The following is a 25,915-nucleotide window of genomic DNA, read 5'->3' as shown; positions in this document are numbered from 1 at the left end:
GCACCCGAGAGCGCCGCCTCCCCTCCCCGGGAGGCGGCGCTCTCGGCTTTCCGGGCCCGCCCCTCACGGGTCCGCCGGTCCCGGGCTGGACAGAGGCAGCGCTGTCCATTACGTTGTTCTCATACCGAGATAGACTCTTCCTGAGACTTACTCAGCCTGAGCCGAACCGGAAGGGACGAAGGCGGATGACCCCGGACCCGCGGCACGACGAGAGCGAGTTCCTGGCGAACTACGATCCGCGCGCCTACGACCCCGTCGCGGTGACCGTGGACGTCGTCGCCCTCACGATCCGCGACGGCGCCCTGCACGTGCTGCTCGTCCGGCGCGGCAACGCCCCGTTCGCGGGGATGTGGGCGCTGCCCGGCGGGTTCGTCCATGCCGGGGGCGTCGTCCGCGGCACCGAGGCCGAGGACCTGCCCGAGGCCGCGGTGCGCGAGCTGGCCGAGGAGACCGGGCTCAGCGCCAAGGGCGGCGCGCTCGGCCGCGTCCACCTGGAGCAGCTCGGCACCTACGGCACGCCCGGACGCGACCCGCGCATGCGCGTCATCTCCGTGGCCTACCTGGCGTTCGCGCCCGAGCTGCCCGATCCCGAGGCCGGCGGCGACGCCGCCGACGCGGCGTGGGTCACGGTGGACGCGCTGGGCCTGTCCGAGGCGGGCGACCAGCGTCCGGGCACCACCCGGCGGCTGGCCTTCGACCACGCGCGGATCCTGTCGGACGGGCTGGAGCGGGCCCGCGCCAAGCTGGAGTACGCGCCGCTCGCCACGGCGTTCTGCGGGGGCGAGTTCACGATCCCCGAGCTGCGCGCCGTCTACGAGGCCGTGTGGGGCGAGGAGCTGCACGCCGGCAACTTCCACCGGAAGGTCCTGTCGGTGCCCGGCTTCGTGGAGAGCACGGGCGCGACGTCCGACAAGGGCGGACGTCGCGGTGGCCCCCGGCCCCGCCTCTACCGCGCGGGCGACGCCCGCCTCCTGCACCCCGCCCTGCTGCGCCCCAGCCGCGAGGAGGAGATCCGATGACGGCACCGCCGCGTACACCGTCCCCCGCCCCGGCCGGCACCCTCGACGACGCGCTGGCCCGGCTCGCCGGGGCGCGGACCCCCGCCGGCCTGTTCGGCGACGACGCCGAGGAGGCCGCGCAGCGGTACCGGCGGCTGGCCAGGCTCGTCCACCCGGACGCGACGGGCGGCCGGACACGCGAGGCGTTCATCAGGCTGAACGAGCTCTGGCGCGCCTACACCGACGCGGATCCGCACGTCGTCACCACCCGCCGCCACTCCTACCGCCTCGACGGCGACCCCATCGGCGGGGACCTCGCGGAGCTGTACGCCGCCGAGCCGGGGACCCCGCCGCGCCGGATGCTGCTGAAGATGCCCCGGGACCCCCGCGACAGCGACCTGATCGAACGGGAGGCGGTGGCGCTCCGCCAGCTCCCCAAGGACGGCGACGGGCGGTTCCTGCCCTACGTGCCGCGCATCGTCGAGTCATTCCGGCACCGGGACGCCTCCACCGGAGCGCTCCGCCAGGTGAACGCCCTGGTGGCGCTCGACGGGTTCCACACGCTGGCCGAGGTCGGGCGCGCCCATCCCGGCGGGCTCGACCCGCGCGACGCGGCCTGGATGTGGCGGCGGCTGCTCGTCGGCCTGGGGTTCGCGCACCGCGCGGGCGTCCTGCACGGCGCGGTGCTGCCGGACCACGTCCTGGTCCACCCCGGCGAGCACGGCCTCGTCCTCGTCGACTGGTGCTACTCGGTGCCCGGATGCTACGCGGGCACCGACCCGTCCGGGCGCGTCCCGGCCATGGTCGGCCGGTACGAGGACTGGTACCCGCCGGAGGTACCGGCGCGGCAGGCCGCGTCCCCGGCCACCGACATCTTCATGGCCACCCGGTGCATGACCCGGCTCATGGGCGCCGAGGCGCCCACGGCGATGCGCTCGTTCGCCCGCGGGTGCCTGCTGCGGGCGCAGAACCGGCGCCCCGCCGACGCCTGGCGGCTGCTGGCCGAGCTCGACGAGCTGCTCGAACGGCTGTACGGCCCGCGCCGCTTCCGCCCCTTCCGGATGCCCGGCGCCTGACCCGGCCCCCGCCCGGGGCCTCACCCGGCCACAGTGCCCACCACCGCCCTCACCATCGAAGGAGACGATCATGGGAAGCGGGAACTGGTCCACCGACGTCTACACCGCCCGGCGGAGCTACCGCGCGGCGACCGGCGCGAGCGCCTTCGCCTACAGCGACGGCGGCGCCACCACCGTCCACCCGGCCCTCGACCCGCGCGGCGTGACCGTCCGGGAGAGCCGCGACTCCGACGACCACCCCGAGTCGCTCGCCATCGGGGTGCTGTTCGACGTGACGGGCTCGATGGGCGGCATCCCGCGGGCCCTCCAGGCCAAGCTGCCCGACCTGCTCGGGCTGCTGCTGCGCAAGGGCTACGTGGAGCACCCGCACATCCTGTTCGGCGGGGTCGGCGACGCGACCTGCGACCGGGCGCCGCTCCAGGTCGGGCAGTTCGAGGCCGACAACCGGATGGACGACGACCTCGGCCGGATCCTGCTGGAGGGCGGGGGCGGCGGCCAGATGACCGAGTCCTACGAGCTGGCGATGTACTTCATGGCCCGGCACACTGCGATCGACTGCTTCGAGAAGCGGGGCAGGCGCGGCTACCTGTTCCTCATCGGCGACGAGCTCGCCTACCCGAAGGTGTCGCGGCGGGAGATCGCGCGGGTCATCGGGGACGAGGTCGAGGAGGACGTCCCGGTCGCCGACATCGTCCGCGAGCTCCAGCGGATGTACGAGGTGTACTTCATCATCCCCGAGGGCGGCTACCACGCCGGGAGCCGCAAGCTGCGGGACTTCTGGCAGGGGCTCCTCGGCCAGCACGTCCTCTACCTGGACGACCCCGCCGCGGTGTGCGAGACGATCGCGCTGACCATCGGGCTCGGCGAGGACGCCATCGACCTCGGCGAGGGCCTGGAGCACCTGGAGGAGGCGGGGTCCGACGCGGGCGCGGCGGTCTCGCGGGCCCTGGCGCGACTGGACGCCTCCCGCGCGCCGGTCGCGGTGTCGGCGGCGCCGCCCGGGCTGGGCGCGTCCGGCCCGTCCGCGACCACCCGGCTCTGAGCCGTCCCGCGGTGAGGGGTCATGTCATCGTCGTGGACCTCGGCTTCGGGGACGCGGGCAAGGGCACGGTCGTCGACCACCTGTGCGCCGCGTCCGCGGGGGCCCGCGGCGCGCAGGTGGTCGTCCGGTTCAACGGCGGCGCGCAGGCCGCGCACAACGTCGTGGCGGGGGACGGCCGGCACCACACGTTCGCGCAGCTCGGCTCGGGGACGTTCACGCCCGGCGTCCGGACGCACCTGTCCCGGTTCGTCCTGGTCGACCCGCTCGCGCTCGCGGCCGAGGCCGCCCATCTGCGGGCGGTCGGCGTGCGCGACGCGCTCGCCCGGCTGACCGTCGACCGGGACGCGCTGCTGACGACCCCTTACCACCGGGCCGCCAACCGCGCGCGGGAGACGGCGCGCGGCGCGGCCCGGCACGGGTCGTGCGGGATGGGCGTCGGCGAGACGGCGTCCTACGCCCTCGCGCACGGCGACGCGCCGCGGGCGGGCGACTGCCTCGCGCCCGCGCGGCTGCGCCGGCGCCTCACCGCACTGCGCGACTGGTATCACGACACGTTCCCCACCGGCGAGGACGTCCCGGACGTGGACGACTGCGCCGAGGCGTTCACCGCGTTCGCCGAGCACGTCCGGGTCGTGGGCGGCGAGCACCTCCACGCCCTGCTGCGGGAGGGGCGCGCGGTGTTCGAGGGGGCGCAGGGGGTCCTGCTGGACGAGTGGCACGGTTTCCACCCGTACACGACCTGGTCGACGACCACGTTCGCCAACGCCGAGACCCTCCTGGACGAGGCCGGCGAGACCGCGATCCGGCTCGGGGTGCTGCGCACGTACGCGACACGCCACGGCCCCGGCCCGTTCGTCACCGAGGACGCGGCGCTCACGGCCGCGCTCCCCGATCCGCACAACGGGACCGGTCCCTGGCAGGGCGCGTTCCGCGTCGGCCACTTGGACGCCGTCGCGCTCCGCTACGCGCTGGACGTGACCGGCGGCGTGGACGGCCTGGCGGTCACGCACCTGGACGTCGCGGGGGCGCGTCCAGACCTGCGTCTCTGCCACGCCTACGAGATGGACGGCGAGCGGGTCGCGCGCCTCCCGGCCGGGCCCGCCGACGCCGGGCCCGCCGGCCTGGACCGCCAGGCGGCGCTCACCCGCCGCCTGCTCGCCGCCCGTCCCGTCTACCGCCCGCTGGACGACCCGGTGGAGGCCGTCGAGGACGCGCTCGGTGCCAGGGTCGTCCTCCGCTCGTACGGCCCGGCGTCTGCCGACAAGCGCGCGGCGGCAGGGTTCTTGGAGGGAGCGCACGCGGCGGCGGGACACGTGGAGGCAGGGCGCGCGGCCGGCGGGCGCGCGGCCGCCGCGGCGCCGTGAAACGGAGATGAGATGATCGGATCATGCTGCAGGTCTGCCCGAACGGAGCCCGGACCAGGACCGACCACCTCGGCGTGCCCATCGCCCCGGAGGAGGTCGCCGCCGCCGTCCGCGCCGCCTCCGAGGTCGGCGTGCGGGACGCGCACATCCACTGCAAGGACGACGCGGGCGGCGACACCATCGACCCCGGCCGCGTCGCCGCGACCGTCACCGCCGTCCGCGCCGCCGCGCCCGCGGTCGCCGTCGGCGTCACCACCGGCGCGTGGACCGCGCCCGACCCGGGTGAGCGCGCCGCGCTCGTCCGGTCGTGGACGGTGCTGCCCGACCACGCCTCGGTGAACTTCCACGAGGACGGCGCCGAGCTCGTCGCCGAGACCCTCCTCGACCGCGGCGTCGGCGTCGAGGCGGGCGTCTTCTCCGGCACCGTCGCCACCGAGCGCTTCCTGGCCTGGCCGCACGCGGGCCGCGTGCTGCGCGTCCTCGCCGAGGTCACCGACACCGGCGCGGAGACGGCGAAAGAGACCGCCAAGGAGCTGCTGCACGCCCTCGGCACCGGGCACGGGCGCCCGATCCTGCTGCACGGCGAGGAGGACGGCGCCTGGCCCGTCCTGCGCCTCGCGGCCCGCCGCGGCCTGGACACCCGCATCGGGCTGGAGGACACCCTCGCCCTGCCGGACGGCGCCACCGCGGCCGACAACAGCGCCCTCGTCCAGACCGCGCAGACGCTCATCGCCTCGGTCTGACGGCCCGGCCCGCGGCCCGAATCGGCCGGGGCCCGACCATTCGGGGGCGCCGCCGCGTATCCCCGGGTATGACCGAGACGGCACAGCACACCCCAAAGCGGGCGCGGAGGCGGGCGGTCGCCGCCGCGGCGCTCGCCGCCGCGCTCCCCTTGGCGGGCGCCTGCGACCTCGACGGCGGCCTGCCCGGCACCCCCCGGCCCGCGGCCCAGGCCACCTCGGACGCGGGCGGGGAGGGGCAGGCCCGCGGCTTCGACGAAGCCGAGTTCCAGGAGGACCTGCGCAGTGCCGCGACCGTCACCAACGGTTTCTGGCGGCGGCACTGGCAGGGGCTCTTCACCGGCACCTACCGGCCCCCGCGCGTCCGCGGCCTCTACGACGGCCGCGACCCGGGCTCGGCGCCGCGCTGCGGCGGGAAACCCCTCGAACCCGGCAACGCGGCCTACTGCCCCGGCGGGGACTACGTCGCCTGGGACGCCCGGCTCATGCGGTCCGGCTACGCCCGCGGCGACGCCTGGGTCTACCTGGTCGTCGCGCACGAGTGGGGGCACGCCATCCAGAACCGGCTGCGGCGGAACCTGGTGTCCGCCGCCTCCGAGCTCCAGGCCGACTGCCTCGCGGGCGCCGCGCTGTACGGCGCGTCCAAGGACGGCAGGCTGACCTTCGAGAAGGGCGACCAGCAGGAGATCGTCGCGGCGTTCAAGGTCATCGGCGACAAGTCGCCCTGGACCAGGCCCGGTGACCACGGCACGTCCTCCCAGCGCCTGCGGAGCTTCTCGCGCGGCGGCAACGGCGGCGCCAAGGCGTGCTTCTCCTGACCGGCGCCCGCCCCGCGCGGCGCCCTCCGCCGCGCGCGCCCCTGCGGCGTCCGCCCACGCGAATCCGACCGACTTCCGCGAACGGCTTGGCAACGGTGCGTATCCACGCGATGCTTCTGGGTCACCGGCCACCCGGATGCGAGGTCATGATGAAGGACGCCGCCGTCGACATGGTCGTCGTGAACGCCGAACGGCACACCGTCGTGCTGCTGAGCGGAGAGATGGACCGCGCGTCGGCGCCGCGCGTCCGCATGCGGCTGCGGGACCTCGCGCGGCGGCCCCTCGTCCTGGACGTCGCGGGCGTCTCGTTCTTCGACGCCGAGGGCGTCCGCACCGTCTCGGCGTGCGCCCGCGAATGCGAGGCGCACGGCGCCGCCCTCGCGATGGTCGGCATGCGCCCGTTCGCCGCGCGGATGTTCCGCGTCCTCGGCCTGGAGGACCGCATCCCGCTGTGCAGCACGACGGACGAGGCCCTCTGGTGCGTCCTCCCCCGCACCGACGCCGAGATCGGCGCCTGGCTCGCCGGAAACTGACACCCCGGCCCGCGCGCGGACGCCACGCACTCGCTCCCAAGGCCAGCCGCCGCCAGGACGGCACTCGTCAGGACGGCACTCGTCAGGACGGCACTCGTCAGGACGGCACTCGTCAGGACGGCACTCGTCAGGACGGCACTCGTCAGGACGGCACTCGTCAGGACGGGCCGTCGGCCAGGTGGCGCTCCACGGACGCGACCTTGGCGTCCAGCGCGCCCGTCACCCCCGGGCGCAGGTCGGCCTTCACCACCAGGCTCACCCGGGGCGCCCGCGCGGCGACCGCGTCGGCCGCCGCCTTGACCACCGCCATCACCTCGTCCCACTCCCCCTCGATCGTGGTGAACATCGCGTCGGTCCGGTTGGGCAGGCCGCTGGCCCGCACCACCCGCACCGCCTCCGCGACGAGTTCACCGACGTCCTCCCCCGTGCCGAGCGGGGTCACCGAGAAAGCGACGAGCACAGCGCACCTCCTGGACGGCTACACCACCTGCCGTACCACGATCTCATTCAGCCGCCGCTCCACGATCACACCCACCGGCCAGTCGCGCACCAGGCAGCGCAGCAGCGCCGCCTCGTGCTCGGCGAACGACGGGTCGCAGCCCTGCTGCTCCAGGCTCGACCGGATCGCCTCGACGTAGTCCGCGCCCGTGAAGCCGGGCACCTCCCGCACCATCGCGGTGGTGGTCGCGCGGTGCGAGTTGAGCCCGGCGAACGAGCGGCCGCAGCCGCAGCCGCCGTCCGGGTCGTCCCGGTCGCGGGCGCACACGATCCCGATGTGCACCAGCTCCCCCTCGACGCACCAGTCGAAGTCGTTCTCGCGGTATCCCTGGCTGGAGTCGGTGGCGGTGAGCAGTTTCAAGGCCATGCCTCCTCGGCAACCCCGTCAGCGCGTCCGTGGACCCGGCCACCGTACGACGCGGGTCCGACATCCGGCCCCCCTTTCCGCCCGGTTCCGGCCAGGTTCCAGCCCGGTTTCCGGGGTCTCGGGCGTCCCGCCGCAGGAGCCCCTCCCGGTTTTCGGCCCGGTGTCCGGAACGTCCCGCCCGTGCGTCCGGCACGGCCGTGACGTAACGTCACGGACATGAGCGAAGCCAGCGATGTCCTCGTCGAGCGCGACGGCGCGTTCACCACGATCACGATGAACCGGCCGCGCCGCCGCAACGCCCTGTCGCGGGAGTTCCTGATCCAGCTCACCGGCGCGTTCCGGGAGGTGGCGGCCACCGACGCCCGCGGGATCGTGCTGGCCGCGAACGGCCCGGTGTTCTCCGCCGGCCACGACTTCGCGGACGTGGCCGGGGCGTCCCATGCCGACGTCCGCGACCTGCTGCGGACGTGCACCGAGCTGATGCGGACGATCCAGTCCGTCCCGCAGGTCGTGGTCGCCCGCGTGCACGCCCTCGCGACGGCGGCGGGCTGCCAGCTCGCCGCGAGCTGCGACCTGGCGGTGGCGGCCGAGAGCGCGGGCTTCGCCGCGCCCGGCGGCAAGGGCGGCTGGTTCTGCCACACCCCGCTCGTCGCCATCGCCCACAACGTCGGCCGCAAGCGCGCCGCCGAGATGGCGCTGACCGGCGAGGTCGTGGACGCCGCGACCGCCGCCGACTGGGGGCTCGTCAACTACGCCGTCCCCGACGACGACCTCGACAAGGCCGTCATCGGCCTCCTCCAGCGCGCCACCCAGGGCAGCCCGCGCAGCAAGGCCCTGGGCAAGCAGGCGATGTACGCCCAGTTCGACCGCACCGAGGAGGACTCCTACGCCTACGCGATCGAGGTGATGGCCGCCTCCAGCCAGACGCCCGAGGCGCAGGAGGGCATCGGCGCGTTCCTGGAGAAGCGCCGCCCGGACTGGCCCGCCTGAGACGCGGGTCAGCGCCCGCCCTCGCGCCGCTCCAGCTCGCCGAGGAGGATCGGGACGCCGACCTCCAGCGTCTGGAGCCCGATCGTGCTCGCGATCTCCAAGACGCCGGCGATCTCGTCCGCCGTGGCGCCGTGCCGGACGGCGTTGCCGATGTGGACCTTCAGCCCGCCGGTGAACAGGTGCGTCGCCGAGGCGTCGACGGCGATGTAGACCAGCTCCTTCACCTTCGGCTCCAGCACCCCCGGGCTCCAGGGGAGCGCGGAGAACCGCAGGTAGGCCGCGAAGAACCCGGGGGCGTGGCGGAGCACGTCCTCCCAGGCGGCTTCCCAGTAGCCGCGCCGCCGGACGAACTCGGCCTTGACCTCCTCCCGGCGGCGGACGCCGTCGGCGCCGTCCGGGTCGTCCTGGCCGTCCTGCGCGGACGCTCCGGGAGCCGCCGGCAGGCCGTTCAGCAAGGGGAAGCCCGTGCTCGCCGCGTGGACGCCGATGGTCGCGGCGAGCTGGAGGGTCTCCATGATCTCCTCGCGGGTCGCGCCGTGCTCCAGGGCGCCCCGGACGTGCCGCCGGATGCCGGGTTCGTGCAGGTGGGTGACCGCCGCGTCCAGGGCGAGCGCGACCAGCTCCCGGATCTTCGGGTCCAGTGCGGCCCGCCGCCGCGGGGCGTCGGCCAGCGCGGCGCAGGCCGCGTACAGCTCCGGGTCGAGGCCGTGCGGGGGGAACCCGGGGCCCGCGCCCTCCTGCTCCAGCGGCATGGGCGCGCTCACCGCCGCCCGACGAGGCCGAGGAACGGCAGCGCCTTGGTCAGCAGGTAGTACTCGCCGTGCGGCTTCGGCCACTGGGTGACGTTCCGGCCGGTCTCGGAGTGGTAGTAGTTCGTGCAGTTCGCCTCCATCGCGGACGCGTGCCGGGCGAGCTGCCGGTCGACCCACCGCACCCACCGCTCGGCGGCCGCCGGGCGGGTGTCGACCGCGCGCAGCCCCCGGCGCCGCATCCGGGCGACCGTCCGGGCCGCGACCTCCGCCTGCCGTTCGAGCTGCGCGATGATCGAGAAGCCGCCGTTGGTGTTGGGGCCGTACAGCATGAAGAAGTTGGGGTAGCCGGGGACGGTGATGCCGAGGAACGCCGTCGGGTCGTTCTTCCAGGTGTCGTGGATCTCGACGCCGCCGACGCCGCGCACCTCCAGGGACGCCAGGAAGTTCGTCGCCTGGAACCCGGTGGCCATTACGAGGACGTCGATCCCGTGTTCGGTGCCCGTGGAGTCGACGATCCCCGTGCGCGTCATCCGCGTCACCGCGTGCGGGACGAGCCGGACGTTCGGCCGGTTGAGCGCGGGGTAGAAGCCGCTCGCCAGGACCGGGCGTTTGCACCCCCAGGGATAGTCGGGGGTCAGCCGCGCGCGCAGCTCCGGGTCGTCCACCGTCTTCTCGATGTACTCCCGGCACTGGCGCAGGTTCTGCTGCTGCCGCTTCCCGTGCAGGTCATAGCCTTTGAACATGACACGGAACCGGTAGAACAGCCATGCCCGCCGCAGCTTCTGCAGGACGGGCAGCCGCCGGAACATCGCGCGCTCGCGGGGGGTGAAGTCGCGCTCGCCCTTGGGCAGGATCCAGCTGGGCTGCCTCTGGAAGACGTAGAGCCGCTCCACCCGCCCGGCGATGGCGGGGACGACCTGCGTGGCGGTGGAGCCGGTGCCGACGACGGCGACGCGCTTGCCGGCCAGGTCGTGCGCGGGCTCCCAGCGGGCGGTGTGGAACTTCGGGCCCTCGAAGTCCTCCAGGCCGGGCCAGTCCGGGTGGCGCGGGTGGTTGAGCAGGCCGAGGCAGCTGATCACCACGTCGAACGGCTCGGTCGTCCCGTCGTCCAGCCGCACCTCGTAGCGGGCCGCGTCCTCGTCCCAGGTGGCCGACTCGACACCGACGCCGAACCGGCAGTGCCGCCGCAGGCCGAACCGGTCGAGGACGTGCTCGGCGTACCGCTGGAGCTCCTCCTGCCCGGCGTGGGTGCGGCTCCAGTCGTAGGTGAGGAACGAGAACGAGTACGCGTGGGAGGGGATGTCCACCTCGCAGCCGGGATAGCGGTTGTCCCACCACGTGCCGCCCGGGCCGTCCGACCGCTCGAAGATGGTGAAGCGCGTAATCCCCTTCTTCTTCAGTTTCACGCCGGTGGCGATTCCGCCGAATCCGCAGCCGACAATGGCGACCCGCGGGCCCGTCCTGCGCCGCCCGTTCCGTTTCCGGTTCATCGGCCCTTCACCAGTCTCATAGGGATATCAGCCTCCGCATGACCCGTACGCCGAATCGCAGTGCCTCCACCGGGCAGCGTTCGTCCACGCCGTGGAACATCGCCGGATAGTCGTATCCGGGGGGAAGCAGCATCGGCGTGAATCCGTACGTCTCCATGCCGAGCGTCCGGAACCATTTGTTGTCGGTGCCGCCGCTGAACACGAAGGGCGCGACCTCGGCTCCGGGGCACTCCTGCCGCAGCACGCCGGTGAGCAGCCCGAACCACTGCCCCTCGTGGTCGGACAGCGCGGGCGGGCTGCGCCGCAGCAGCGACACCTCGGTGCCGCCGCCGTGCACGGAGGTGAGGTGCTCGTGCAGCTCCTCCTCGTGGCCGGGGACGAACCGGCAGTCGAAACGCGCCCACGCCTCGCCGGGGATGACGTTCTCCTTGTGGCCGGCGCCGACCCTCGTCACGTTGACGGTGCCGCGGATCCCGGCGGTGAGCATCCGCGCGAACGGGCCGGTCCTGGTCGCGAGGACGTCCGCGACCTCCTCGTCCCCGGTCACGGGACGGCCGGCCAGCCGCGACGCCAGCACGCGCATCGGCTCGGTGACCGTGTAGGGCCGCTCCGCCGACACCAGCCGCAGCGTCGTCTCCGCGAGCCGCGGGATCGGGTTGTCCCGCGCGATCATGCTGCCGTGCCCGGCGACGCCCCGCTCCCGCACCTCGTACCAGCGCAGGCCCTTGTCGGCGACGGAGACGACGAAGACCGGCGGGCCGGACGGGGCGGGCACGTTGAAGCCGCCGACCTCGCCGATCGCCGCGCGGCACCCCTCGAAGAGGTCCGCGTGCTCCGCCACCAGATGGCCGGCGCCGAGCCGCCCGCCGGTCTCCTCGTCGGCGACGAACGCCAGGACGAGGTCGCGGCGCGGGCGGCGGCCCGCGGCCAGCTCGGCGCCGACCGCGGCGAGCGTCATCGCCACCGCGTTCTTCATGTCCACGGCGCCGCGGCCCCAGACGTGGCCGTCCGCGATCTCGCCGCCGCGGGGATGGCGCGTCCAGCCGCCGGGGTCGGCGGGGACGGTGTCCAGGTGGCCCTGGACCAGCAACGCGGGCGCCTCCGGGTCGGTGCCCGCGACCCGCGCGACGACGTTGGAGCGGCCGGGCTCGGCCTCGATGACGCGCGGGTCCAGCCCCATGCCCGCCAGCAGCCCGGCGACGTACTCGGCGGCCTCGCGCTCGCGCCCGCCCGGGTTGCTCGTGTCGAACCTGATCAGGTCGGAGCAGATCTCCTCGACCGGCGCGGGCGGCTCAGTCATCCGCGCCGCCGCCCAGGGAGCCCGCGCCCGCCGAGCCCGCAATAGCCGAGCCTGCGGCCGCCGACCCCGCGTCCGCGGAACCCAGGGTGAGGGCCGCGACGGCGTAGGTCCGCACGGCGGCGAGGTAGTCCTCGACGACGACGGACTCGTCGTCCCAGTAGCAGTCCATCGACCCGGGCCCGTAGGTGACGGCCCTGATGCCCGACTCCCAGAAGATCGGCGTGTCCGGCCAGGCCCGGTGGACGTCGTACGCGGCGGCGCCGCCGGTGCTGCGGCGGTGCGCGGCGGCGACGTCGGCGAGCAGGCCCTCCCCGTCGGGCACCCGGAGCGAGCTGCGCGGGTTCTTCAGGCAGGTCGCCTCCAGCGCGACGTCCACGGGGAACTCCGGGAGCAGGTCGAGGGCGCGTTCCACCGCCGCGCGCACGTCGCGCAGGACGTCGTCCTGCGTCTGCCCGGGCGGGAACCGGAAGTCGAAGGTGATCCCGCACAGCTCCGGGACGAGGTTGTGCGCGACCCCGCCGGAGATCTGCGCGACGTTGCAGATCTTGACCTCGTCGAGAACGCGGCCGCCGGCGGCCGTGATGGGCATCGCGAGGACCTCGCGCACGACGTCCGCGGCCCGGGCGACGGCGTTCACGCCGACGTCGAGGGCGGTGGTGTGGGCGGCGCGGCCGCGCACGTCCACGTTGACGTAGGCGATGCCGCGCTGGCCGGTGAGGACGCGCAGGTCGCTCGGCTCGCAGTTGATCGCGTAGGCGCCGCGGAGCCCGTCGCGCAGCGCCTGCCGCGTGCCCTCGCCGCCCTCGAAGTGGTTCGGGACGGCGAGGACCACGACGTCGCGCGGCAGCGCGACGCCGGACCGCGCGAGCATGGCCGCCGCCATCGTCATCGCGGCGGTCCCGGCCTTCATGTCCGCGACGCCCACGCCGTAGATGCGGCCCTCGTCGATCTCCCCGCCGAACGGGTCGCGCCGCCAGGACCGGGACGGCGGGTAGACCTCCATGTGGCCGTTGAAGATCAGGGCGTCGTCCGCGTCGCCGGTGCCCGAGCCGGCCCTGGCGAGCACGTTCGGCATGCCGCCGGTGCCCGAGCCGGGGAGGGCGACCGTGAGCCCGGCGTCGGCGAGGGGGGCGGCGAGGTACTCCGCGGCGGCCGTCAGCGCCGGGCCGTCCCCCCAGACGCTGGGAATGCGCAGGAAGTCGCGGAGAAAGGCGACGAGTTCCGGCTCGTGTTGATCGATGAGGGCGATCACGCTCGCGATGTCGTCGTCCGTCACCGGGGTGGCCTTGGGCTTCGTCCGTTCCATGGGATGCGTCCGTTTCATGCGATTCTGTTCGAGCCTAGAAGTGATGTCACAGGTCGTCTTGAGGGTGTCGGGCCAAAGAATTCGCGGGACGACTATGGGGTGCGCACAGGCGCTATTCGGGTGTGCTTCCCGGCTGCGGCCAGAGACCGGACGGGCCGAAAACGCGCTCGTGGAAGCGCTCCCCGATGCGGCGGTAGCCGTCGGCGTTGGGGTGCAGCCCGTCGTAGAGGTCGCCGGCGTCGGCGGCGCCGAACAGCGAGCGCCCGTCGAGGTAGGCCAGCCGCGGGTCGCCGTCCGCGCGGACCGCGACCACCTCCTCGATCAGCTCCCGCATCCGGACGAGGCTCAGCGCGGACGGCGAGGTGTCACCCTTCGCGACATACCTCCCGGTGGCGTCCTGCACGGTCGGCCCGGCGCGGTGCTCGGCCGTGGGGCAGAAGATCGGCGACACGACCAGCAGCGGGGTGTGCGGATGGCCGTCGCGCACGGTGTCCAGGAAGCCGTGCAGGACGGGCCCGAACGTGCGGACCTTCAGCGAGTCGAGGTTCTGCACGTTCACGGCGACCTTGAGCGTGATGACGTCGGCGGGCAGGTCGCGGATCGTCCGGGCGACGAAGGGGTCGAGGTGGCAGTTGCCCGCGAACGCCAGCGACGTCAGGTCGAGCCCGGCGCTCCGCGCGACCCGCGCGGGCCAGGTGCGGGTCGGTCCGCCCGCCTCCGCGCAGTGGCTGATGGAGCTGCCGTAGTGGACCCATTTGCGCCGCGGCGGCCGTCCGGGGGTGACGGTGCCGTCGGCGCGCAGCGCCCGCAGCTCGACGACGGCCGCCTGCGGCAGCCACACCTCGACGTCCTTCCAGCCGGTGCCGAGCCCGTCGAACCGGATGGTCTCGGGCTCGCCGGGCTCGGTCCCGGCGACCTCGCCCGCCCGGACGACGCACAGGTCACCGCGGCGCGCCGGGCGGGAGACGACCCGCGTCCCGCCGACGACCGCGTCGAACTCGACGGGGAAGAGGGGGAAGTGGGCGTTGCGGAACCGGGTCACGAAGACGTCCAGCTCCAGGGCGTCGGCGTCGGTGCGCAGGACCAGCCGCACCCCGGCCGGCCGCGGGACCATCAGGCGCATGTAGGGGTCGGTGATCCTCGGCCGGGTCCAGGCGGGCAGGCGCCGCGGGACGAACCCGGTGGCGGTGCGCTCGACGTCGAGCGCGCCCGCGAGCGTCACCGCGCCGCCGGGCAGGTCGAGGGTGCGCGGCCCGGGCTGCTCTGGCATGGCGGCTACTCCGTCCGGGTCGTCGGGTCCGGGGGGCGGCGCGGCTCCTCGGCGAGCCACCGGTCCACCAGGTGGTCGTGCTCGCCGTGCGCGGGGGCCGGGCGGAACTCCCCGACCGTCCCGGTCGTGCGGACGCCGCCGGCGAGGGTGCGGAACCCGTCGGGCTCGTCGACGACGAGCCCGCGGGCGAGGGCGTGCGGGTGGGACAGCGCCTCGCGGACGCCGAGGACGGGGCCGCACGGCACGCCGCCGCCGGTGAGCCGGCCGAGGGCCTCCTCCCGGGTCAGGTCCGCGAGTGCCGCCTCGATCTCCCGGCGCAGGTCCTCGCGGTGGCGGCCGCGGAGCGCGTCGGTGGCGTACCGGCCGTCGGCGAGCCAGTGCGGCCGGTCGAGGACGGCCGCGAGCCGGGCGAACAGCGCGTCCCCGGCGACGGCGACGGCGACCGGCCCGTCCTTGGCGGCGAACGTCCCGTACGGTGCGCTGATCGCGTGGTGACCGCCGGTCGGCCGCACGTCCTCGTCGGTGTGCAGCGCCCGCATCGCGACCGACTCCAGCACCGAGACCAGCCCGTCGAACATGGACACGTCGATGTGCTGCCCGCGGCCGGTGGCGTCGCGCTGGCGCAGCGCCGACAGCACCGCCACGGCCGCGTACAGGGCGGGCACGACGTCGCCGATGCTGACGCCGACGCGCACGCCCGGCCCGCCGTCCGGGCCGGTCACCGACATCAGCCCGGACATCGCCTGCACGATGAGGTCGTAGGCGGCGCGGTCCGCGAGCGGCCCGGTGCGGCCGAACCCGCTGATGCTCACCGCGACGAGGCCGGGGTTCAGCCGCAGCAGCTCGGCGGGCGGGAACCCGAGCCGGTCGAGGACGCCCGGCCGGAAGTTCTCGACGAGCACGTCGGAGCGGGCGACGAGGGCGGCGAGCCGGTCGCGTCCGGCCGGGTCCTTCAGGTCAAGGACGATGCCGAGCTTGTTGCGGTTCAGGTGCCGGTGGAAGGTGCTGTCGCCGCCGGTGAACGGCCCGAAGTGGCGGCCGTCGTCGCCGCCCGGCGACTCCACCTTGATGACCTCGGCCCCGAGGTCGGCGAGCATCCGCGTGCACAGCGGTCCGGACAGGACCCGGCTCAGGTCCAGCACGCGGACGCCCTCCAGCGCCGGGGGCTCCGGAGCCGGCGGGGGCTCCGGAGTCCCCGGGGGTTCCGGGACGCTCATCCGAACCACCGCAGCCCGCTGTCGCGGACGGCGTCGGCCGCCGCGGGGTACCCGGCGTCGGCGTAGCGCATGATCCCGATGCCGGTGTCGGCGGTGAGCGCCGCGGCGATCCGCTCGGCGGCGGCCGGGGTGCCGTCGGCGACGAGGGTCACGCCGGCGCTCTGCATGTACCCGGCGTAGCCGCCGCCACCGGCGTGGATCGCGACGAGGTCGGCGCCCGAGCCCGCGTTGAGCAGCGCGTTCAGCAGGGGCCAGTCGGAGACGGCGTCGGATCCGTCCGGCATGTTCTCGGTCTCGCGCAGCGGCTGCGACACGCCGCCCGCGTCGAGGTGGTCGCGGGTGAAGGCGACCGGCCCGCGGATCTCGCCGCGCCCGACGGCCTCGTTGACCAGCAGCGCGAGCCTGGCGCGCTCGCCGTGCGCCAGCCACGAGATGCGCGAGGGCAGCCCGGCCTGCCGCACGTGCTCGCGCGCCACCGGGATCCACCGCTGGACGAGCGGGTTGCCGGGGAACTCCCGGACCACCATCGCGTCGATGAGATCGATGTCGGCGGGGTCGCCGGACGTGGCCACCCACCGGAACGGGCCGAGACCGCGGCAGAACAGCGGCCGGATGTAGCGCTCGATGAAGATCGGGATGCGGAAGGCGTCCACGCCGTTCTCGGCGGCCTGGGCGCGCAGGTTGTTGCCGTACTCGAAGACGACGGCGCCGTCGTCCTGCCAGCCGAGCATGCACTCCACGTGCGCGGCGATGGACGCGCGGGCGCGGCGGCCCAGCTCGACGGGGTCGCCGTCGCGCATCGCGGCGGCGTCCTCGGGCGACATCCCGGCGGGGACGTAGCCGTACAGCAGGTCGTGCGCGGACGTCTGGTCGGTGACGACGTCCGGGACGAGGCCGCGGGAGCGCAGCTCGGGCAGCACCTCGGCGGCGTTGCCCAGCAGCCCGATGGAGCCGGGCGCGCCCGCCGCGGCGCGTTCGCGCGCCCACGCGAGGGCCTCGTCGACCGACTCGGTGCCGCGTTCGAGGTAGCCGCTGTCGATCCGCCGGGCGATCCGCGCCGCGTCGACCTCCACGCACAGGGCGACGCCGCCCGCCATCACGGTGGCCAGCGGCTGGGCGCCGCCCATGCCGCCGAGGCCGGCCGTCACCACGAGCCGCCCGGCCAGGTCGCCGCCGAAGTGCTCGTCGGCCACGGCCGTGAACGTCTGGTAGGTGCCCTGCACGATGCCCTGCGACCCGATGTACTGCCAGTCGCCCGCGGTGTAGCCGCCCCAGGCGATCAGGCCGCGCCGCTCCAGCTCGTAGAAGTGCTCGCCGGTGGCCCAGCGGCCGATCAGGTTGCTGTTGGCCATGAGGACCAGCGGTGCCCGCGGCCCGGTGGGGAACACCCCGATCGGCTTGCCGGACTGGACGACGAGGGTCTCGTCCTCCTCCAGCTCCGACAGCGCCTCGATGATCTTCTCCAGGGCCGCGTGGTCGCGCGCGGCCTTGGCGAGGCCCGCGTACACGATCAGCTCGCCGGGCCGCTCGGCGTGCGCGAGGGTGTTCTCGAGCATCCTGAGCAGCGTCTCCTGGCGCGGTCCGCGGCAGCGCAGCGCCTTCTCCCGGTCATGACCCGGGAGGCCGGTCATCACCATGCACGTCTCCTTCCACTCCGCCGCGGGCGAGCGCTCCGGTCACGCCCACCTCGCCGACGTCCCGCCAGAACGACAGGCACGCCGCCTCGATCCGCACGCCCAGGACGAGCGGCGCGACCCGTTTCTCCAGGTCGGGCACGGTCCCCAGCCGCTCCAGCGTCTTCTGGAACTCCGCCAGGCGCTCCTGGTGGTAGCGGATCTGCGTCTCGGCGAGCCGGGGCACGGTGTCGTCGTCGCCCAGCTCGCTGAAGAACAGCTTCAGCTCCGCCTCGTTGCGCACCTGGAACACCTCGGTGCCGGGGTCGCCGAGCCAGTCGCGCAGCGCCTGCCGCCCGAGCGGCGTCAGCGAGTACGTCCGGCGCCGCCGTCCCCCGGTCTCCGCCGACTCCTCCAGCAGCCCCGCCTCGGCCAGCCGCTTGGGCTCGACGTAGAGCTGGCTGTGCGGGAACGGCCAGAAGTAGCCGATCGAGCGTTCGACGGCCCGCTTGAGCTGGTACGACGAGCTGGGCCCGCGCAGCCCGATCAGCCCCAGCACGAGGTAGGAGCTGGACGAGAGGTTGATCGTCATGTTCCGAACTGTACCATCCATTTCGGACGGTCATCGAGCAGTCCCCTTCCACGGGCGCCGCCGGCGGGCGGCACGGTCCCGGGGTCGTGTCAGCCCAGCAGCCGCTGGCGGCCGGCCCGCCGCTTCATCGGCGCGAGCGCGGTCAGGTCGATCTCGATCAGGGACGGTCCCGTCCCGGCGGCCGAGCGGGCGAACGCCTCGTCGAACGCCGCGGCGCCCGACACCCGCTCGCCGGGCACGCCCATCGCCTCCGCGAGCGCCACGAAGTCGGGCGTGTGCAGGTCCACGTCGTTGCGGGCGCCGTCGAAGGTGGCGGACTGGACGTCGCGCAGCACGCCGTAGCCGCGGTCGTTGAACACCAGCACCGTCACCGGCGCGCCGGCCTGGGCGAGCGCCGCCAGCTCGCCGACCGACAGCATGATGCCGCCGTCGCCGTGGACGACGACGGTCCGCCGCCCGCCGCCGACCGCGGCGCCGAGCGCCAGCGGCAGCCCCGGCCCGATCGCGGCCGAGGCCGGGTGCAGCGACGTGCGCGCCGCCAGGATCGGCAGCAGCCGGTCGCCCCAGGCGTAGGCGGGCACGGTCGAGTCGCGGACGATCACGCCGTCCCGCGGCAGCGACCGGCGGATGGACTCCACGAGCGCGCGGTGGTCCGGGCCGAGGGCCTCCAGCGAGGTCTCGCGCGCCTCGGCGGCGGCGCGGCGGGCGGCCGCCGTCCAGCCCGGGTCGGCGGCGCCGGTGGCGACCCGCCCGTCGAGTTCGCGCAGCGTCTCCCGGGCGTCGCCGTGCAGCGCCACCTCCGGCGGGTACGTCCGGCCGAACACGCCCGCGTCGGCGTCGGCGTGGATCAGCCGCCCGCCGATCCGCAGCCGCCACTGGTCGGTGGTGTACATCTGGAAGCGGGCGCCCACGGCGAGGACGACGTCGGCGTCCTCGACGATGCCGCGCAGCGGCGGCACGGCGGCCAGCGGCCCGAGGCACAGCGGGTGGTCCTCGGGGAGCGCGCCGCGGCCCTGCACGGAGGTCACCACCGGGATCTCCAGCCGGTCGACGAGGCGGCGCAGCCCGGGCCAGGCTCCGGCGCTCAGCACCCCGCCCCCGGCCCAGATCAGCGGCCGCGCGGCGCCCGCGAGCAGGTCGGCGGCGGCGCGGAGGCGATCCTCGGGCGGCACGGGGCGGAGCACGGGCGCGGGCCCGGCGACCTCCACGGTGTCGGGCACCCGCGCGTACTGCAGGTCGATGGGGATCTCCACGGCCGTGGGACGGGGCGGCCCGGTCACGGCCGCGCGGCCCGCCGCGACGACGGTCTCGCCGGCGTCCTGGGCGCGCCGCACCGTCCACGCCTCGCGGGTGAGGGTCCGCAGCATCGGGAGCTGCTGCTCCGCCTCGTGCAGGTAGCCCTTGGACCGGCCGTAGTAGCGGATCTCGACCTGCCCGGTGAGGAGCAGGACGGGCGAGCCCGCGAACTGCGCCTCGAACAGCCCGCCCATCGTGTTGGCGGTGCCCGGCCCGGTCGAGGCCAGGGCGACGCCGAGCCGCCCGGTGACGCGGGCGTGGCCGTCCGCGGCGTGCACCGCCGCCTGCTCGTGCCGCGTGGTGACGACGGTGATGCCGCCGAGCCGGTGGATCGCGTCGAGGATCGGCAGGTTGTGCACGCTGGCGACGCCGAAGACGTGCTCGACGCCGAGCGCCCGCAGCGCCTCGGCGACCAGGTCACCGCCCGTCCGCCCGTGCCCGCACGGCTCGGCCCCGCCCGGCCCGGGCCCGCCGTCCGGCCCGGTCATCGCGCGGCCGCCGTCCGCCGCTGGATCGCCTTCAGCTCGGTGAACTGGGCGATGCCGTGCACGCCCAGCTCGCGCCCGTACCCGGACTGCTTGTAGCCGCCGAACGGCGCGAGGCCATTGAACGGGGCGCCGTTGATCTCGATGCTGCCTGCCTCGATCCGCTCCGCGATCCGCAGCGCGTGCTCCTCGTCGGCCGACCAGACCGCGCCAGCGAGCCCGTACTGGGTGCCGTTCGCGATGGCGACCGCCTCGTCCTCGCCGACGTAGGGGATGACCGCGAGGACCGGCCCGAACACCTCCTGCTGCGCGAGGACGATGCGGGGGTCGGACACCGCGAACGCGGCGGGCCCGGTGAAGAACCCGGCGCGCGGGAGCTCCTCGGGCGGGTGGTCCCAGATCGTGCGGGCGCCGTCGACGAGCGCCCGCTCCAGGTGGTCGTTGACGCGGTGCCGCTGGTTCGCGCTGGCCAGGGGCCCGATGTCGGCGTCGGGGTCGCCGGACGGCCCGACGCGGTACCCCGACATCGCGAGGGTCACCAGGTCCTCGGCGTCGGCCATCGCCTCGAAGGGCACCAGCAGCCGGGTCAGCGCGGTGCAGGTCTGCCCGGTGTTGATGCACACGGTGCGGACGACCCGCTCGACCGCCGCGGCGAGGTCGCCGTCCGGCAGCACGACCGCCGCCGACTTGCCGCCGAGCTCCAGCGTCACCCGCTTGACGGACGCGGCGGCCAGCTCGGCGACGCGGCGCCCGGCGCGGGTGGAGCCGGTCAGCGACACCATCGCGGTGCCGGGATGGCGGGCCATGTACTCCCCCACGTGCAGGCCGTTGCCGAACAGCAGGTTGAGCGCGCCGGGCGGGGCGCCCGCGGCGTGCACGGCCTCCGCCAGGACGTAGGCGTCCAGCGGGGTGATCTCGCTGGGCTTGAGCACGACCGGGCAGCCCGCGGCGAGCGCCGGGCCGACCTTCGCGGCGGTCTGCAGCAGCGGGAAGTTCCACGGGGTCATCGCGGCCACCACCCCGACCGGCTCGCGGAGCACGTCCGAGCCGCCGATCCGCTCGGTGAACGGCACATCGGCGACCGCCCGCGCGGTGTTGCGGAACGTTCCGATCGCGGTCCGCACCTGGTAGTCCGCGCAGTGCTTGCGCGGCATGCCCATCTCGCTGGAGATCAGCTCGGCGAGCCCGCCGGCGCGCGCCTCCAGCTCGCCGGCGATGCGCTCCAGCAACGCGGCCCGCTCGCCCGGCGGCATGGCCCGCAGGACGGGCCTGGCGCGGCCGGCGGCCTCGATGGCCGTGTCCATGTCGCCGGTGGAGGACTCGCGGACCGTGGCGACGCACTGCCCGGTCGAGGGGTCGATGACCGCGATGACGTCATCGCCATTGTTCTCGACCCACTGCCCGCCGATGTATGTGTCCGCACGATGGTCCATGTCGCTCCGCTCACCAGTCCTGGGCGATGGGACTCGAAGCCTAGGATCAACCGGCGGATACCTGACCGGCCTGCGCCACCAAAGAATCGGGGCCGCCATTATGTGCCCGGCACAGGACGTCCGGCATCGGCGCCGGCGGCCGTCGCCCGGCGGGCCCTCGCGGCGCTCGGGTCAGGCGAACAGCCGGGCGCGCAGATCGGTGCGCGCCTCTTCCCGGTCCCGGCGCATCTGGATCGCGTCGTAGGCCATCAGCGCGACGTTCAGGTCGCCGATGTCGGTGATCCGGCGCATGTCGCGTCCCGTGAGCGTCGCGATCTGCCGCAGCCGGTAGGCGACCGTATTCGGATGGACGACGAGCTCCTCCGCCGTCCGCTGGAGCGCCATGTCGCAGGAGATGTAGACGCGCAGGGTGTCGAGCAGATGCGGTTTCTCGACGAGCTGCCCGATCCGCGTCTCGATGAGCCGCTTGGACACCCACCGGTTGTGCGCCAGCAGGACCTCCAGGATCACGTCGGTGCACTGGGTGACCTGTCCGCGCTGGTCGCGGTAGATGCTGATCTCCAGTGCCGACAGCGCCTGCCGGCAGCTGTGCCCGGCGGCGGGCAGCGTCGCGCCCGGCTCGCCCGCCGACACGAACAGCGACCGGCCGGGCTCGTCGTCCAGCATCCGGGTGAGCAGCTCCACCAGGCCGGGCCCGGCGCGGTCGATGGGCACCAGCGCCAGCAGCAGGCCGCGCCGCTCGCGGATGAGGATCTCGCGGCGGGGGTCGTGCCGCCACAGCACCTCCATGATCCGCCGCCGGGCCCGCACCCACTGCTGCGCCGTCGGCGCCGGGTCGTGGTAGGCGGCGACGGCCCGGAACCGCTGGTGGGGGTTGATGTTGAGCATCCGGGCCTGGTCGTTGACGGTGCTGGCGTCGACGGCGGGCCCGGCGATCAGGCAGCTCAGCAGGTCGGTGCCCACCCGCGCCTGCCAGCCGGCGAGCTCGTTGTAGGTGCTGGTGAACGACTCCAGCTCGCGGGTGCAGAGCACGTCGAACAGCTCGGCGAGCCGCCCGAGCACCGCGCGTATCTGGTCCCTCCCGGCGGTGGCGTGGCCGAGCACGTGGTCGGCGACGACCCGCTCCAGCAGCCGCAGCCACTCGACGGCCTCGGCGACCGGCTTGCCCTGGAGCGCGACGCGGGCCCCGCGTCCGGCCGGCAGCTCCGCCCCGGCCCCGCGGTCGGCGAGGCCGTCGGCGCACAGGCCGATGACCCGCACCGCCATGTCGAACGCCTCGACCGGCGCCTGACGGTCGACCGAACCCGATTCGGTCGTGCTGACGTACTGGCGGACGAACTCGTTGGCGAGCGCGGTGGACGCCGATTCCAGGTCGCGCGCCACGGTCGTCATGTGATCGGTGATGGTGGCGGACATGTCGGATGGTGCCATGATCACCCTCCAGAAAGCCGGGTCATGGAGATCCGCATCACCCTCCGGACCCAGGTCGTGGACATGTACCACGCCGCGTCCTCCCACGTCAACGGCGTGTGAGGGGCGCCCGAGGCCCCCTCAGGGCGCACGGCGGCCCCGGGGAACTGTGTTCCCGGCACAGGGGCCCCCAGGGACTTTTGTGATCGGGCACCCATGACATGGAGCACACCGCGAACGTTGACTGTGTCGACATGCGGGGCGGGCTTTCCGGCCTCCGCGGAACCGCGTGCCACCCCTTCCGGGCGGCCCGCGGGAACGGGTGCACGAACGATCGGAGGGACGGTGAACCATGACGGCGCGTACCACCGTCACGAGGCGCCCCCCGGGGGATGATCTCCGTCCGGGCCGGGTCCCGCCGAGAAGGCGCGCCCGGCGTCCGGGCTTCGTGACGATGGCGCTCGGGCTGCCGGTCGCCTTCATGGCGATCGTCTACGCCTATCCGGTCGGCGCGATGCTGCTGAAAAGCGTCACCGAACCCGATCCGGGATTCGGCAATTTCACCAAGGCGGCCACCGACGGCGCGATCTGGGAAGTGCTCGCGATCACCGTCCGGCTTTCCCTGGAAGTGGCCGTCCTCACCGTCGTCCTCGGTTTCCCGGTGGCCTATTTCCTGTCCCGGACGTCACCGCGCCGGGCGCGTTTCCTGGCCCTTCTCGTCGTCATCCCCTTCTGGACGAGCATTCTCGTGCGGTCGTTCTCCTGGATCGTGCTGCTCGGCGACAACGGGCTGGTGACGCGGCTGATGGAGCCGCTCACCGGGAACTCGGAGGGGATGCTCTACAGCGAGAGCGCGGTCGTCATCGCGATGACGCACATCCTGCTGCCCTTCCCCATCCTCATCATCAAGGGGACGCTGGACCAGATCGACGCGTCGCTGCCCCGCGCGGCGCGGTCCCTCGGCGCCGGGCCGGTGCGCGCGTTCGCCCAGGTGTACCTGCCGCTGGCCCTGCCCGCCGTCGTCAGCAGCGGCATGCTCGTCTTCATCATCGGGCTCGGCTTCTACGTCACGCCCGCGCTGGTCGGCGGGCCGAAGCAGAGCACGATCGCCGTGGTGATCGCGCAGAGCGTCCAGGTGAACTTCGACTGGGGGCTCGCGGCGACGCTGGCGACGATGCTGCTGGTGCTGGCGACCGCGCTGACGCTGATCGTGCGGAGGCTCACCAAGGTCAAGGGGCTGGTGTCGCTGTGAGCGCGATCGGCGTGGGCTCCGCCGCCGGCGGGGCGGGGGCACCGGCGCGGAGCCGTCCCGGGCCCCCGGCGCGGCGCCGGAAGCGGCTGCCGGCGACACCGGCGGAGCGCGTGCTGCACTGGGCCCTGGTGGGCGTGGTCACGCTGGTCTTCGCGTTCCTCGTGATCCCGATCGTGATCGTGGTCCTGGAGTCGTTCAACAGCGCCGACTACCTGTCGTTCCCGCTGGAGGGCTGGTCCCTGACCCACTACCGGCGGTTCTTCGCCGACTCGGCGTGGGTGGACGCGACGCTGCTCAGCGCGCGGATCGCGCTGCTGGCGGCCGCCATCGCGACCGTGGTCGGCACCACGGCCGCCTGGGGCCTGGCCCGCGGCACCGGCCGGGGCAAGGGCCTGGTCTTCGCGCTGCTGTACTCGCCGCTGGTCATCCCGATCATCGTGCTGGCGATGGCCTACTACTTCACCTTCGCCGACCACCGGCTGATCGGCCAGTGGCAGATGGTCGCGGTCGCGTACTCGGTGATGGGCATCCCCTACGTCCTCGTGTCGGTGTCGAGCGCCCTCCAGCAGTTCGACCCCGAGCTGGAGAACGCGGCGCGGACGCTCGGCGCCGGGCTGCCCCGGACCCTTCTGCGGATCACGCTGCCGTCGCTGACCTCGGCGATCTCGGCGGGCGCGCTGTTCGCGTTCGTGATCGCCTTCGACGAGGCGGTGATCATCCTCTTCGTGGCCGGCAACGACTCGGTCACCCTCGCGCGCAAGCTGTGGGACAGCGTGCGCTACGACCTCACGCCCACGCTCGCGGTCGCCGGAACGATCCTCATCGCCGTCTGCGTCGGGCTGTTCGTCCTCTCCGAACTGATCAAGATCCTCCGTGAACGGCGGGAGCGCCGATGACCGAGCAAGGACGCACCGGGCTGCGGGCGCCGGTGGCCGGCGGACGGCCCGCCGGCCCGGACCCGGACGCCGGGACCGACCAGGTGGTCTTCGAGGGCGTGCACAAGTGGTACGGCGACGCGCCGGCCGTGCACGACTTCAACCTGGCCGTCCGCAAGGGCGAGTTCGTCACCCTGCTGGGGCCGAGCGGCTCGGGCAAGACCACCAGCCTGCGCATCCTCGCGGGCCTGGAGTCGGCGACCGCCGGAGAGGTCTTCCTGGCGGGCCGCGCGGTCACCGACGACGTGCCGGAGAAGCGCAACATCGGGCTGGTGTTCCAGAACTACGCGCTGTTCCCGCACATGACCGTGGCACAGAACATCGCGTTCCCGCTGCGGATGCGCCGGATGAGGAAGGCCGACGCGCGGCGGGAGATCGACCGGGTGCTGACGATGACGCGGCTCACCGGTTTCCAGGACCGCTATCCGCGGCAGCTGTCCGGCGGTCAGCAGCAGCGGGTGGCGCTCGCGCGGGCGTTCGTCTTCGACCCGAGCGTCCTGCTGATGGACGAGCCGCTCGGCGCCCTCGACCGCAACCTGCGCGACCACATGCGGCTGGAGCTGAAGTCCCTCCAGCAGCGGATCGGCGCGACCGTCCTGTACGTCACCCACGACCAGGACGAGGCCCTGGCGCTGTCGGACCGGATCGGCGTCATGCACCAGGGCGTCCTCCAGCAGACCGCGCCGCCGGACGAGCTGTACGAGGAGCCGGTGAACTCGTTCGTCGCCCGGTTCCTCGGCCAGTCGATCTGCCTGCCCGCCACGCGCGTGGAGAAGGGCGCGCACACCGTCGTCGAAGTGGAGGGGATGGCCGGGCGCGTCCTGGTCGACAAGGACAACGACTGCTCCGAGGACGCCGGCGGCGAGTTCATGATCCGCCCGGAGCGGATCCGGCTCGGCGCCGACCGCCCGGACGCGGCGGAGCGCAACGCGGCCCGCTGCTCGGTCGTGACGCAGGTCTACCTCGGCCCCCAGATCGAGGTGCACCTGCGGACCGACCAGGGAGCCGAACTGCAGGTCATGGTGCCGTCCGAGGCCCGGGCCGACTACGCGGCGGGCACGTCGCACTGGCTGAGCTGGGCCCCCGGCGACTGCCGCTTCCTCGCCCGCGTGAACTGAACCGGCGGCCCCGACGGGGC

Annotated in this window: 24 protein-coding genes; 11 read left to right on the top strand and 13 right to left on the bottom strand. The window is 74.2% G+C overall.

The window, feature by feature from the left end; genetic code table 11:
- Positions 1-185 precede the first annotated feature (185 nt).
- From AGRA3207_RS33310 to AGRA3207_RS33280, 7 genes are all read left to right on the top strand, one after another.
- Positions 186-1,019, top strand: coding sequence for an NUDIX hydrolase (locus AGRA3207_RS33310; protein WP_231331088.1), 834 nt, complete (start codon positions 186-188; stop codon positions 1,017-1,019).
- A complete protein-coding gene (locus AGRA3207_RS33305; RefSeq protein WP_231331087.1) occupies positions 1,016-2,074 on the top strand; it encodes a molecular chaperone DnaJ in 1,059 nt (352 codons plus the stop codon). The genes AGRA3207_RS33310 and AGRA3207_RS33305 overlap by 4 nt, the downstream gene beginning before the upstream one ends.
- A 70-nt stretch (positions 2,075-2,144) precedes the next feature.
- The gene (locus AGRA3207_RS33300; protein WP_231331086.1) at positions 2,145-3,116 is read left to right on the top strand and encodes a hypothetical protein; all 972 of its coding nucleotides are present in this window, start codon (positions 2,145-2,147) and stop codon (positions 3,114-3,116) included.
- A gap of 11 nt (positions 3,117-3,127) precedes the next feature.
- Positions 3,128-4,480 carry an adenylosuccinate synthetase gene (locus tag AGRA3207_RS33295; RefSeq protein WP_231331085.1) on the top strand — a complete coding sequence of 451 codons (1,353 nt, stop codon included), beginning with the start codon at positions 3,128-3,130 and terminating at the stop codon, positions 4,478-4,480.
- Positions 4,481-4,503: 23 nt separating this feature from the next.
- Complete coding sequence (locus AGRA3207_RS33290; protein WP_231331084.1) at positions 4,504-5,223, top strand: 3-keto-5-aminohexanoate cleavage protein; 720 nt, start codon at positions 4,504-4,506, stop codon at positions 5,221-5,223.
- A gap of 68 nt (positions 5,224-5,291) precedes the next feature.
- On the top strand, positions 5,292-6,038 hold the full coding sequence (locus AGRA3207_RS33285) for a neutral zinc metallopeptidase (RefSeq protein ID WP_231331083.1): 747 nt from the start codon (positions 5,292-5,294) through the stop codon (positions 6,036-6,038).
- A gap of 146 nt (positions 6,039-6,184) precedes the next feature.
- The gene (locus AGRA3207_RS33280; protein WP_231331082.1) at positions 6,185-6,571 is read left to right on the top strand and encodes an STAS domain-containing protein; all 387 of its coding nucleotides are present in this window, start codon (positions 6,185-6,187) and stop codon (positions 6,569-6,571) included.
- A 157-nt stretch (positions 6,572-6,728) separates the two neighbouring features.
- On the opposite strand, the gene AGRA3207_RS33275 is transcribed toward AGRA3207_RS33280, so the two are convergent.
- Together AGRA3207_RS33275 and AGRA3207_RS33270 are read right to left on the bottom strand one after the other, a co-directional pair.
- The gene (locus tag AGRA3207_RS33275; protein ID WP_231331081.1) at positions 6,729-7,031 is read right to left on the bottom strand and encodes an MTH1187 family thiamine-binding protein; all 303 of its coding nucleotides are present in this window, start codon (positions 7,029-7,031) and stop codon (positions 6,729-6,731) included.
- Between the two features lie 18 nt (positions 7,032-7,049).
- Positions 7,050-7,436, bottom strand: coding sequence for a DUF7715 family protein (locus tag AGRA3207_RS33270; RefSeq protein ID WP_231331080.1), 387 nt, complete (start codon positions 7,434-7,436; stop codon positions 7,050-7,052).
- 216 nt (positions 7,437-7,652) lie between these two features.
- Between AGRA3207_RS33270 and AGRA3207_RS33265 the strand changes: the two genes are divergently transcribed.
- Complete coding sequence (locus tag AGRA3207_RS33265) at positions 7,653-8,426, top strand: enoyl-CoA hydratase-related protein (protein WP_231331079.1); 774 nt, start codon at positions 7,653-7,655, stop codon at positions 8,424-8,426.
- A gap of 8 nt (positions 8,427-8,434) precedes the next feature.
- On the opposite strand, the gene AGRA3207_RS33260 is transcribed toward AGRA3207_RS33265, so the two are convergent.
- The 11 genes from AGRA3207_RS33260 to AGRA3207_RS33210 form a co-directional block, all read right to left on the bottom strand.
- Positions 8,435-9,178, bottom strand: coding sequence for a carboxymuconolactone decarboxylase family protein (locus tag AGRA3207_RS33260; RefSeq protein WP_231331078.1), 744 nt, complete (start codon positions 9,176-9,178; stop codon positions 8,435-8,437).
- A gap of 8 nt (positions 9,179-9,186) precedes the next feature.
- Positions 9,187-10,668: a flavin-containing monooxygenase gene (locus AGRA3207_RS33255; RefSeq protein ID WP_231331077.1), complete on the bottom strand. Its 1,482-nt coding sequence runs from the start codon at positions 10,666-10,668 to the stop codon at positions 9,187-9,189.
- A gap of 16 nt (positions 10,669-10,684) precedes the next feature.
- Positions 10,685-11,968: a M20/M25/M40 family metallo-hydrolase gene (locus AGRA3207_RS33250; RefSeq protein ID WP_231331076.1), complete on the bottom strand. Its 1,284-nt coding sequence runs from the start codon at positions 11,966-11,968 to the stop codon at positions 10,685-10,687.
- A complete protein-coding gene (locus AGRA3207_RS33245; RefSeq protein WP_231331075.1) occupies positions 11,961-13,274 on the bottom strand; it encodes a M20 family metallopeptidase in 1,314 nt (437 codons plus the stop codon). The genes AGRA3207_RS33250 and AGRA3207_RS33245 overlap by 8 nt, the downstream gene beginning before the upstream one ends.
- A 112-nt stretch (positions 13,275-13,386) precedes the next feature.
- Positions 13,387-14,544, bottom strand: a complete 1,158-nt coding sequence (locus AGRA3207_RS33240; RefSeq protein WP_231331074.1) for an SGNH/GDSL hydrolase family protein — start codon at positions 14,542-14,544, stop codon at positions 13,387-13,389.
- A 5-nt stretch (positions 14,545-14,549) separates the two neighbouring features.
- Positions 14,550-15,761 (bottom strand): CaiB/BaiF CoA transferase family protein, encoded by a 1,212-nt coding sequence (locus tag AGRA3207_RS33235; RefSeq protein WP_231331073.1) that lies wholly within the window; start codon positions 15,759-15,761, stop codon positions 14,550-14,552.
- Positions 15,758-17,398, bottom strand: a complete 1,641-nt coding sequence (locus tag AGRA3207_RS33230; RefSeq protein ID WP_231331072.1) for a urocanate hydratase — start codon at positions 17,396-17,398, stop codon at positions 15,758-15,760. Before AGRA3207_RS33230 ends, AGRA3207_RS33235 begins: the two co-directional genes overlap by 4 nt.
- Positions 17,370-17,966 carry a PadR family transcriptional regulator gene (locus AGRA3207_RS33225; RefSeq protein ID WP_231331071.1) on the bottom strand — a complete coding sequence of 199 codons (597 nt, stop codon included), beginning with the start codon at positions 17,964-17,966 and terminating at the stop codon, positions 17,370-17,372. The genes AGRA3207_RS33230 and AGRA3207_RS33225 overlap by 29 nt, the downstream gene beginning before the upstream one ends.
- An 89-nt stretch (positions 17,967-18,055) precedes the next feature.
- Complete coding sequence (locus AGRA3207_RS33220) at positions 18,056-19,750, bottom strand: thiamine pyrophosphate-binding protein (RefSeq protein WP_231331070.1); 1,695 nt, start codon at positions 19,748-19,750, stop codon at positions 18,056-18,058.
- Entirely contained in the window at positions 19,747-21,180 is a 1,434-nt protein-coding gene (locus AGRA3207_RS33215) for an aldehyde dehydrogenase family protein (RefSeq protein WP_231331069.1), read from the bottom strand. The genes AGRA3207_RS33220 and AGRA3207_RS33215 overlap by 4 nt, the downstream gene beginning before the upstream one ends.
- 171 nt (positions 21,181-21,351) lie before the next feature.
- On the bottom strand, positions 21,352-22,611 hold the full coding sequence (locus AGRA3207_RS33210; protein WP_231331068.1) for a PucR family transcriptional regulator: 1,260 nt from the start codon (positions 22,609-22,611) through the stop codon (positions 21,352-21,354).
- Positions 22,612-22,942: 331 nt separating this feature from the next.
- Between AGRA3207_RS33210 and AGRA3207_RS33205 the strand changes: the two genes are divergently transcribed.
- Genes AGRA3207_RS33205 through AGRA3207_RS33195 form a run of 3 tightly spaced genes read left to right on the top strand, consistent with a single transcriptional unit; the run spans position 22,943 to position 25,895 of the window.
- Positions 22,943-23,842 (top strand): ABC transporter permease, encoded by a 900-nt coding sequence (locus tag AGRA3207_RS33205; RefSeq protein ID WP_231331067.1) that lies wholly within the window; start codon positions 22,943-22,945, stop codon positions 23,840-23,842.
- Positions 23,839-24,738: an ABC transporter permease gene (locus AGRA3207_RS33200; RefSeq protein WP_231331066.1), complete on the top strand. Its 900-nt coding sequence runs from the start codon at positions 23,839-23,841 to the stop codon at positions 24,736-24,738. Before AGRA3207_RS33205 ends, AGRA3207_RS33200 begins: the two co-directional genes overlap by 4 nt.
- On the top strand, positions 24,735-25,895 hold the full coding sequence (locus tag AGRA3207_RS33195) for an ABC transporter ATP-binding protein (protein WP_231331065.1): 1,161 nt from the start codon (positions 24,735-24,737) through the stop codon (positions 25,893-25,895). The genes AGRA3207_RS33200 and AGRA3207_RS33195 overlap by 4 nt, the downstream gene beginning before the upstream one ends.
- Positions 25,896-25,915 lie beyond the last annotated feature (20 nt).

Origin of the sequence: Actinomadura graeca, assembly GCF_019175365.1 — a bacterium.
In the GTDB taxonomy this organism is placed as follows: domain Bacteria; phylum Actinomycetota; class Actinomycetes; order Streptosporangiales; family Streptosporangiaceae; genus Spirillospora; species Spirillospora graeca.
Note: the sequence above shows the minus strand (reverse complement) of the source record. Positions and strands in the feature narration are given on the sequence as shown.

Bases quoted from the DNA above. Each gene is read 5' to 3' on its own strand.
- AGRA3207_RS33310 (WP_231331088.1), top strand. From the start codon at position 186: ATGACCCCGGACCCGCGGCACGACGAGAGCGAGTTCCTGGCGAACTAC.
- AGRA3207_RS33305 (WP_231331087.1), top strand. From the start codon at position 1,016: ATGACGGCACCGCCGCGTACACCGTCCCCCGCCCCGGCCGGCACCCTC.
- AGRA3207_RS33300 (WP_231331086.1), top strand. From the start codon at position 2,145: ATGGGAAGCGGGAACTGGTCCACCGACGTCTACACCGCCCGGCGGAGC.
- AGRA3207_RS33290 (WP_231331084.1), top strand. From the start codon at position 4,504: ATGCTGCAGGTCTGCCCGAACGGAGCCCGGACCAGGACCGACCACCTC.
- AGRA3207_RS33285 (WP_231331083.1), top strand. From the start codon at position 5,292: ATGACCGAGACGGCACAGCACACCCCAAAGCGGGCGCGGAGGCGGGCG.
- AGRA3207_RS33280 (WP_231331082.1), top strand. From the start codon at position 6,185: ATGATGAAGGACGCCGCCGTCGACATGGTCGTCGTGAACGCCGAACGG.
- AGRA3207_RS33270 (WP_231331080.1), bottom strand. From the start codon at position 7,436: ATGGCCTTGAAACTGCTCACCGCCACCGACTCCAGCCAGGGATACCGC.
- AGRA3207_RS33265 (WP_231331079.1), top strand. From the start codon at position 7,653: ATGAGCGAAGCCAGCGATGTCCTCGTCGAGCGCGACGGCGCGTTCACC.
- AGRA3207_RS33260 (WP_231331078.1), bottom strand. From the start codon at position 9,178: ATGCCGCTGGAGCAGGAGGGCGCGGGCCCCGGGTTCCCCCCGCACGGC.
- AGRA3207_RS33255 (WP_231331077.1), bottom strand. From the start codon at position 10,668: ATGAACCGGAAACGGAACGGGCGGCGCAGGACGGGCCCGCGGGTCGCC.
- AGRA3207_RS33250 (WP_231331076.1), bottom strand. From the start codon at position 11,968: ATGACTGAGCCGCCCGCGCCGGTCGAGGAGATCTGCTCCGACCTGATC.
- AGRA3207_RS33245 (WP_231331075.1), bottom strand. From the start codon at position 13,274: ATGGAACGGACGAAGCCCAAGGCCACCCCGGTGACGGACGACGACATC.
- AGRA3207_RS33240 (WP_231331074.1), bottom strand. From the start codon at position 14,544: ATGCCAGAGCAGCCCGGGCCGCGCACCCTCGACCTGCCCGGCGGCGCG.
- AGRA3207_RS33235 (WP_231331073.1), bottom strand. From the start codon at position 15,761: ATGAGCGTCCCGGAACCCCCGGGGACTCCGGAGCCCCCGCCGGCTCCG.
- AGRA3207_RS33230 (WP_231331072.1), bottom strand. From the start codon at position 17,398: ATGGTGATGACCGGCCTCCCGGGTCATGACCGGGAGAAGGCGCTGCGC.
- AGRA3207_RS33225 (WP_231331071.1), bottom strand. From the start codon at position 17,966: ATGACGATCAACCTCTCGTCCAGCTCCTACCTCGTGCTGGGGCTGATC.
- AGRA3207_RS33220 (WP_231331070.1), bottom strand. From the start codon at position 19,750: ATGACCGGGCCGGACGGCGGGCCCGGGCCGGGCGGGGCCGAGCCGTGC.
- AGRA3207_RS33215 (WP_231331069.1), bottom strand. From the start codon at position 21,180: ATGGACCATCGTGCGGACACATACATCGGCGGGCAGTGGGTCGAGAAC.
- AGRA3207_RS33210 (WP_231331068.1), bottom strand. From the start codon at position 22,611: ATGGCACCATCCGACATGTCCGCCACCATCACCGATCACATGACGACC.
- AGRA3207_RS33205 (WP_231331067.1), top strand. From the start codon at position 22,943: ATGACGGCGCGTACCACCGTCACGAGGCGCCCCCCGGGGGATGATCTC.
- AGRA3207_RS33195 (WP_231331065.1), top strand. From the start codon at position 24,735: ATGACCGAGCAAGGACGCACCGGGCTGCGGGCGCCGGTGGCCGGCGGA.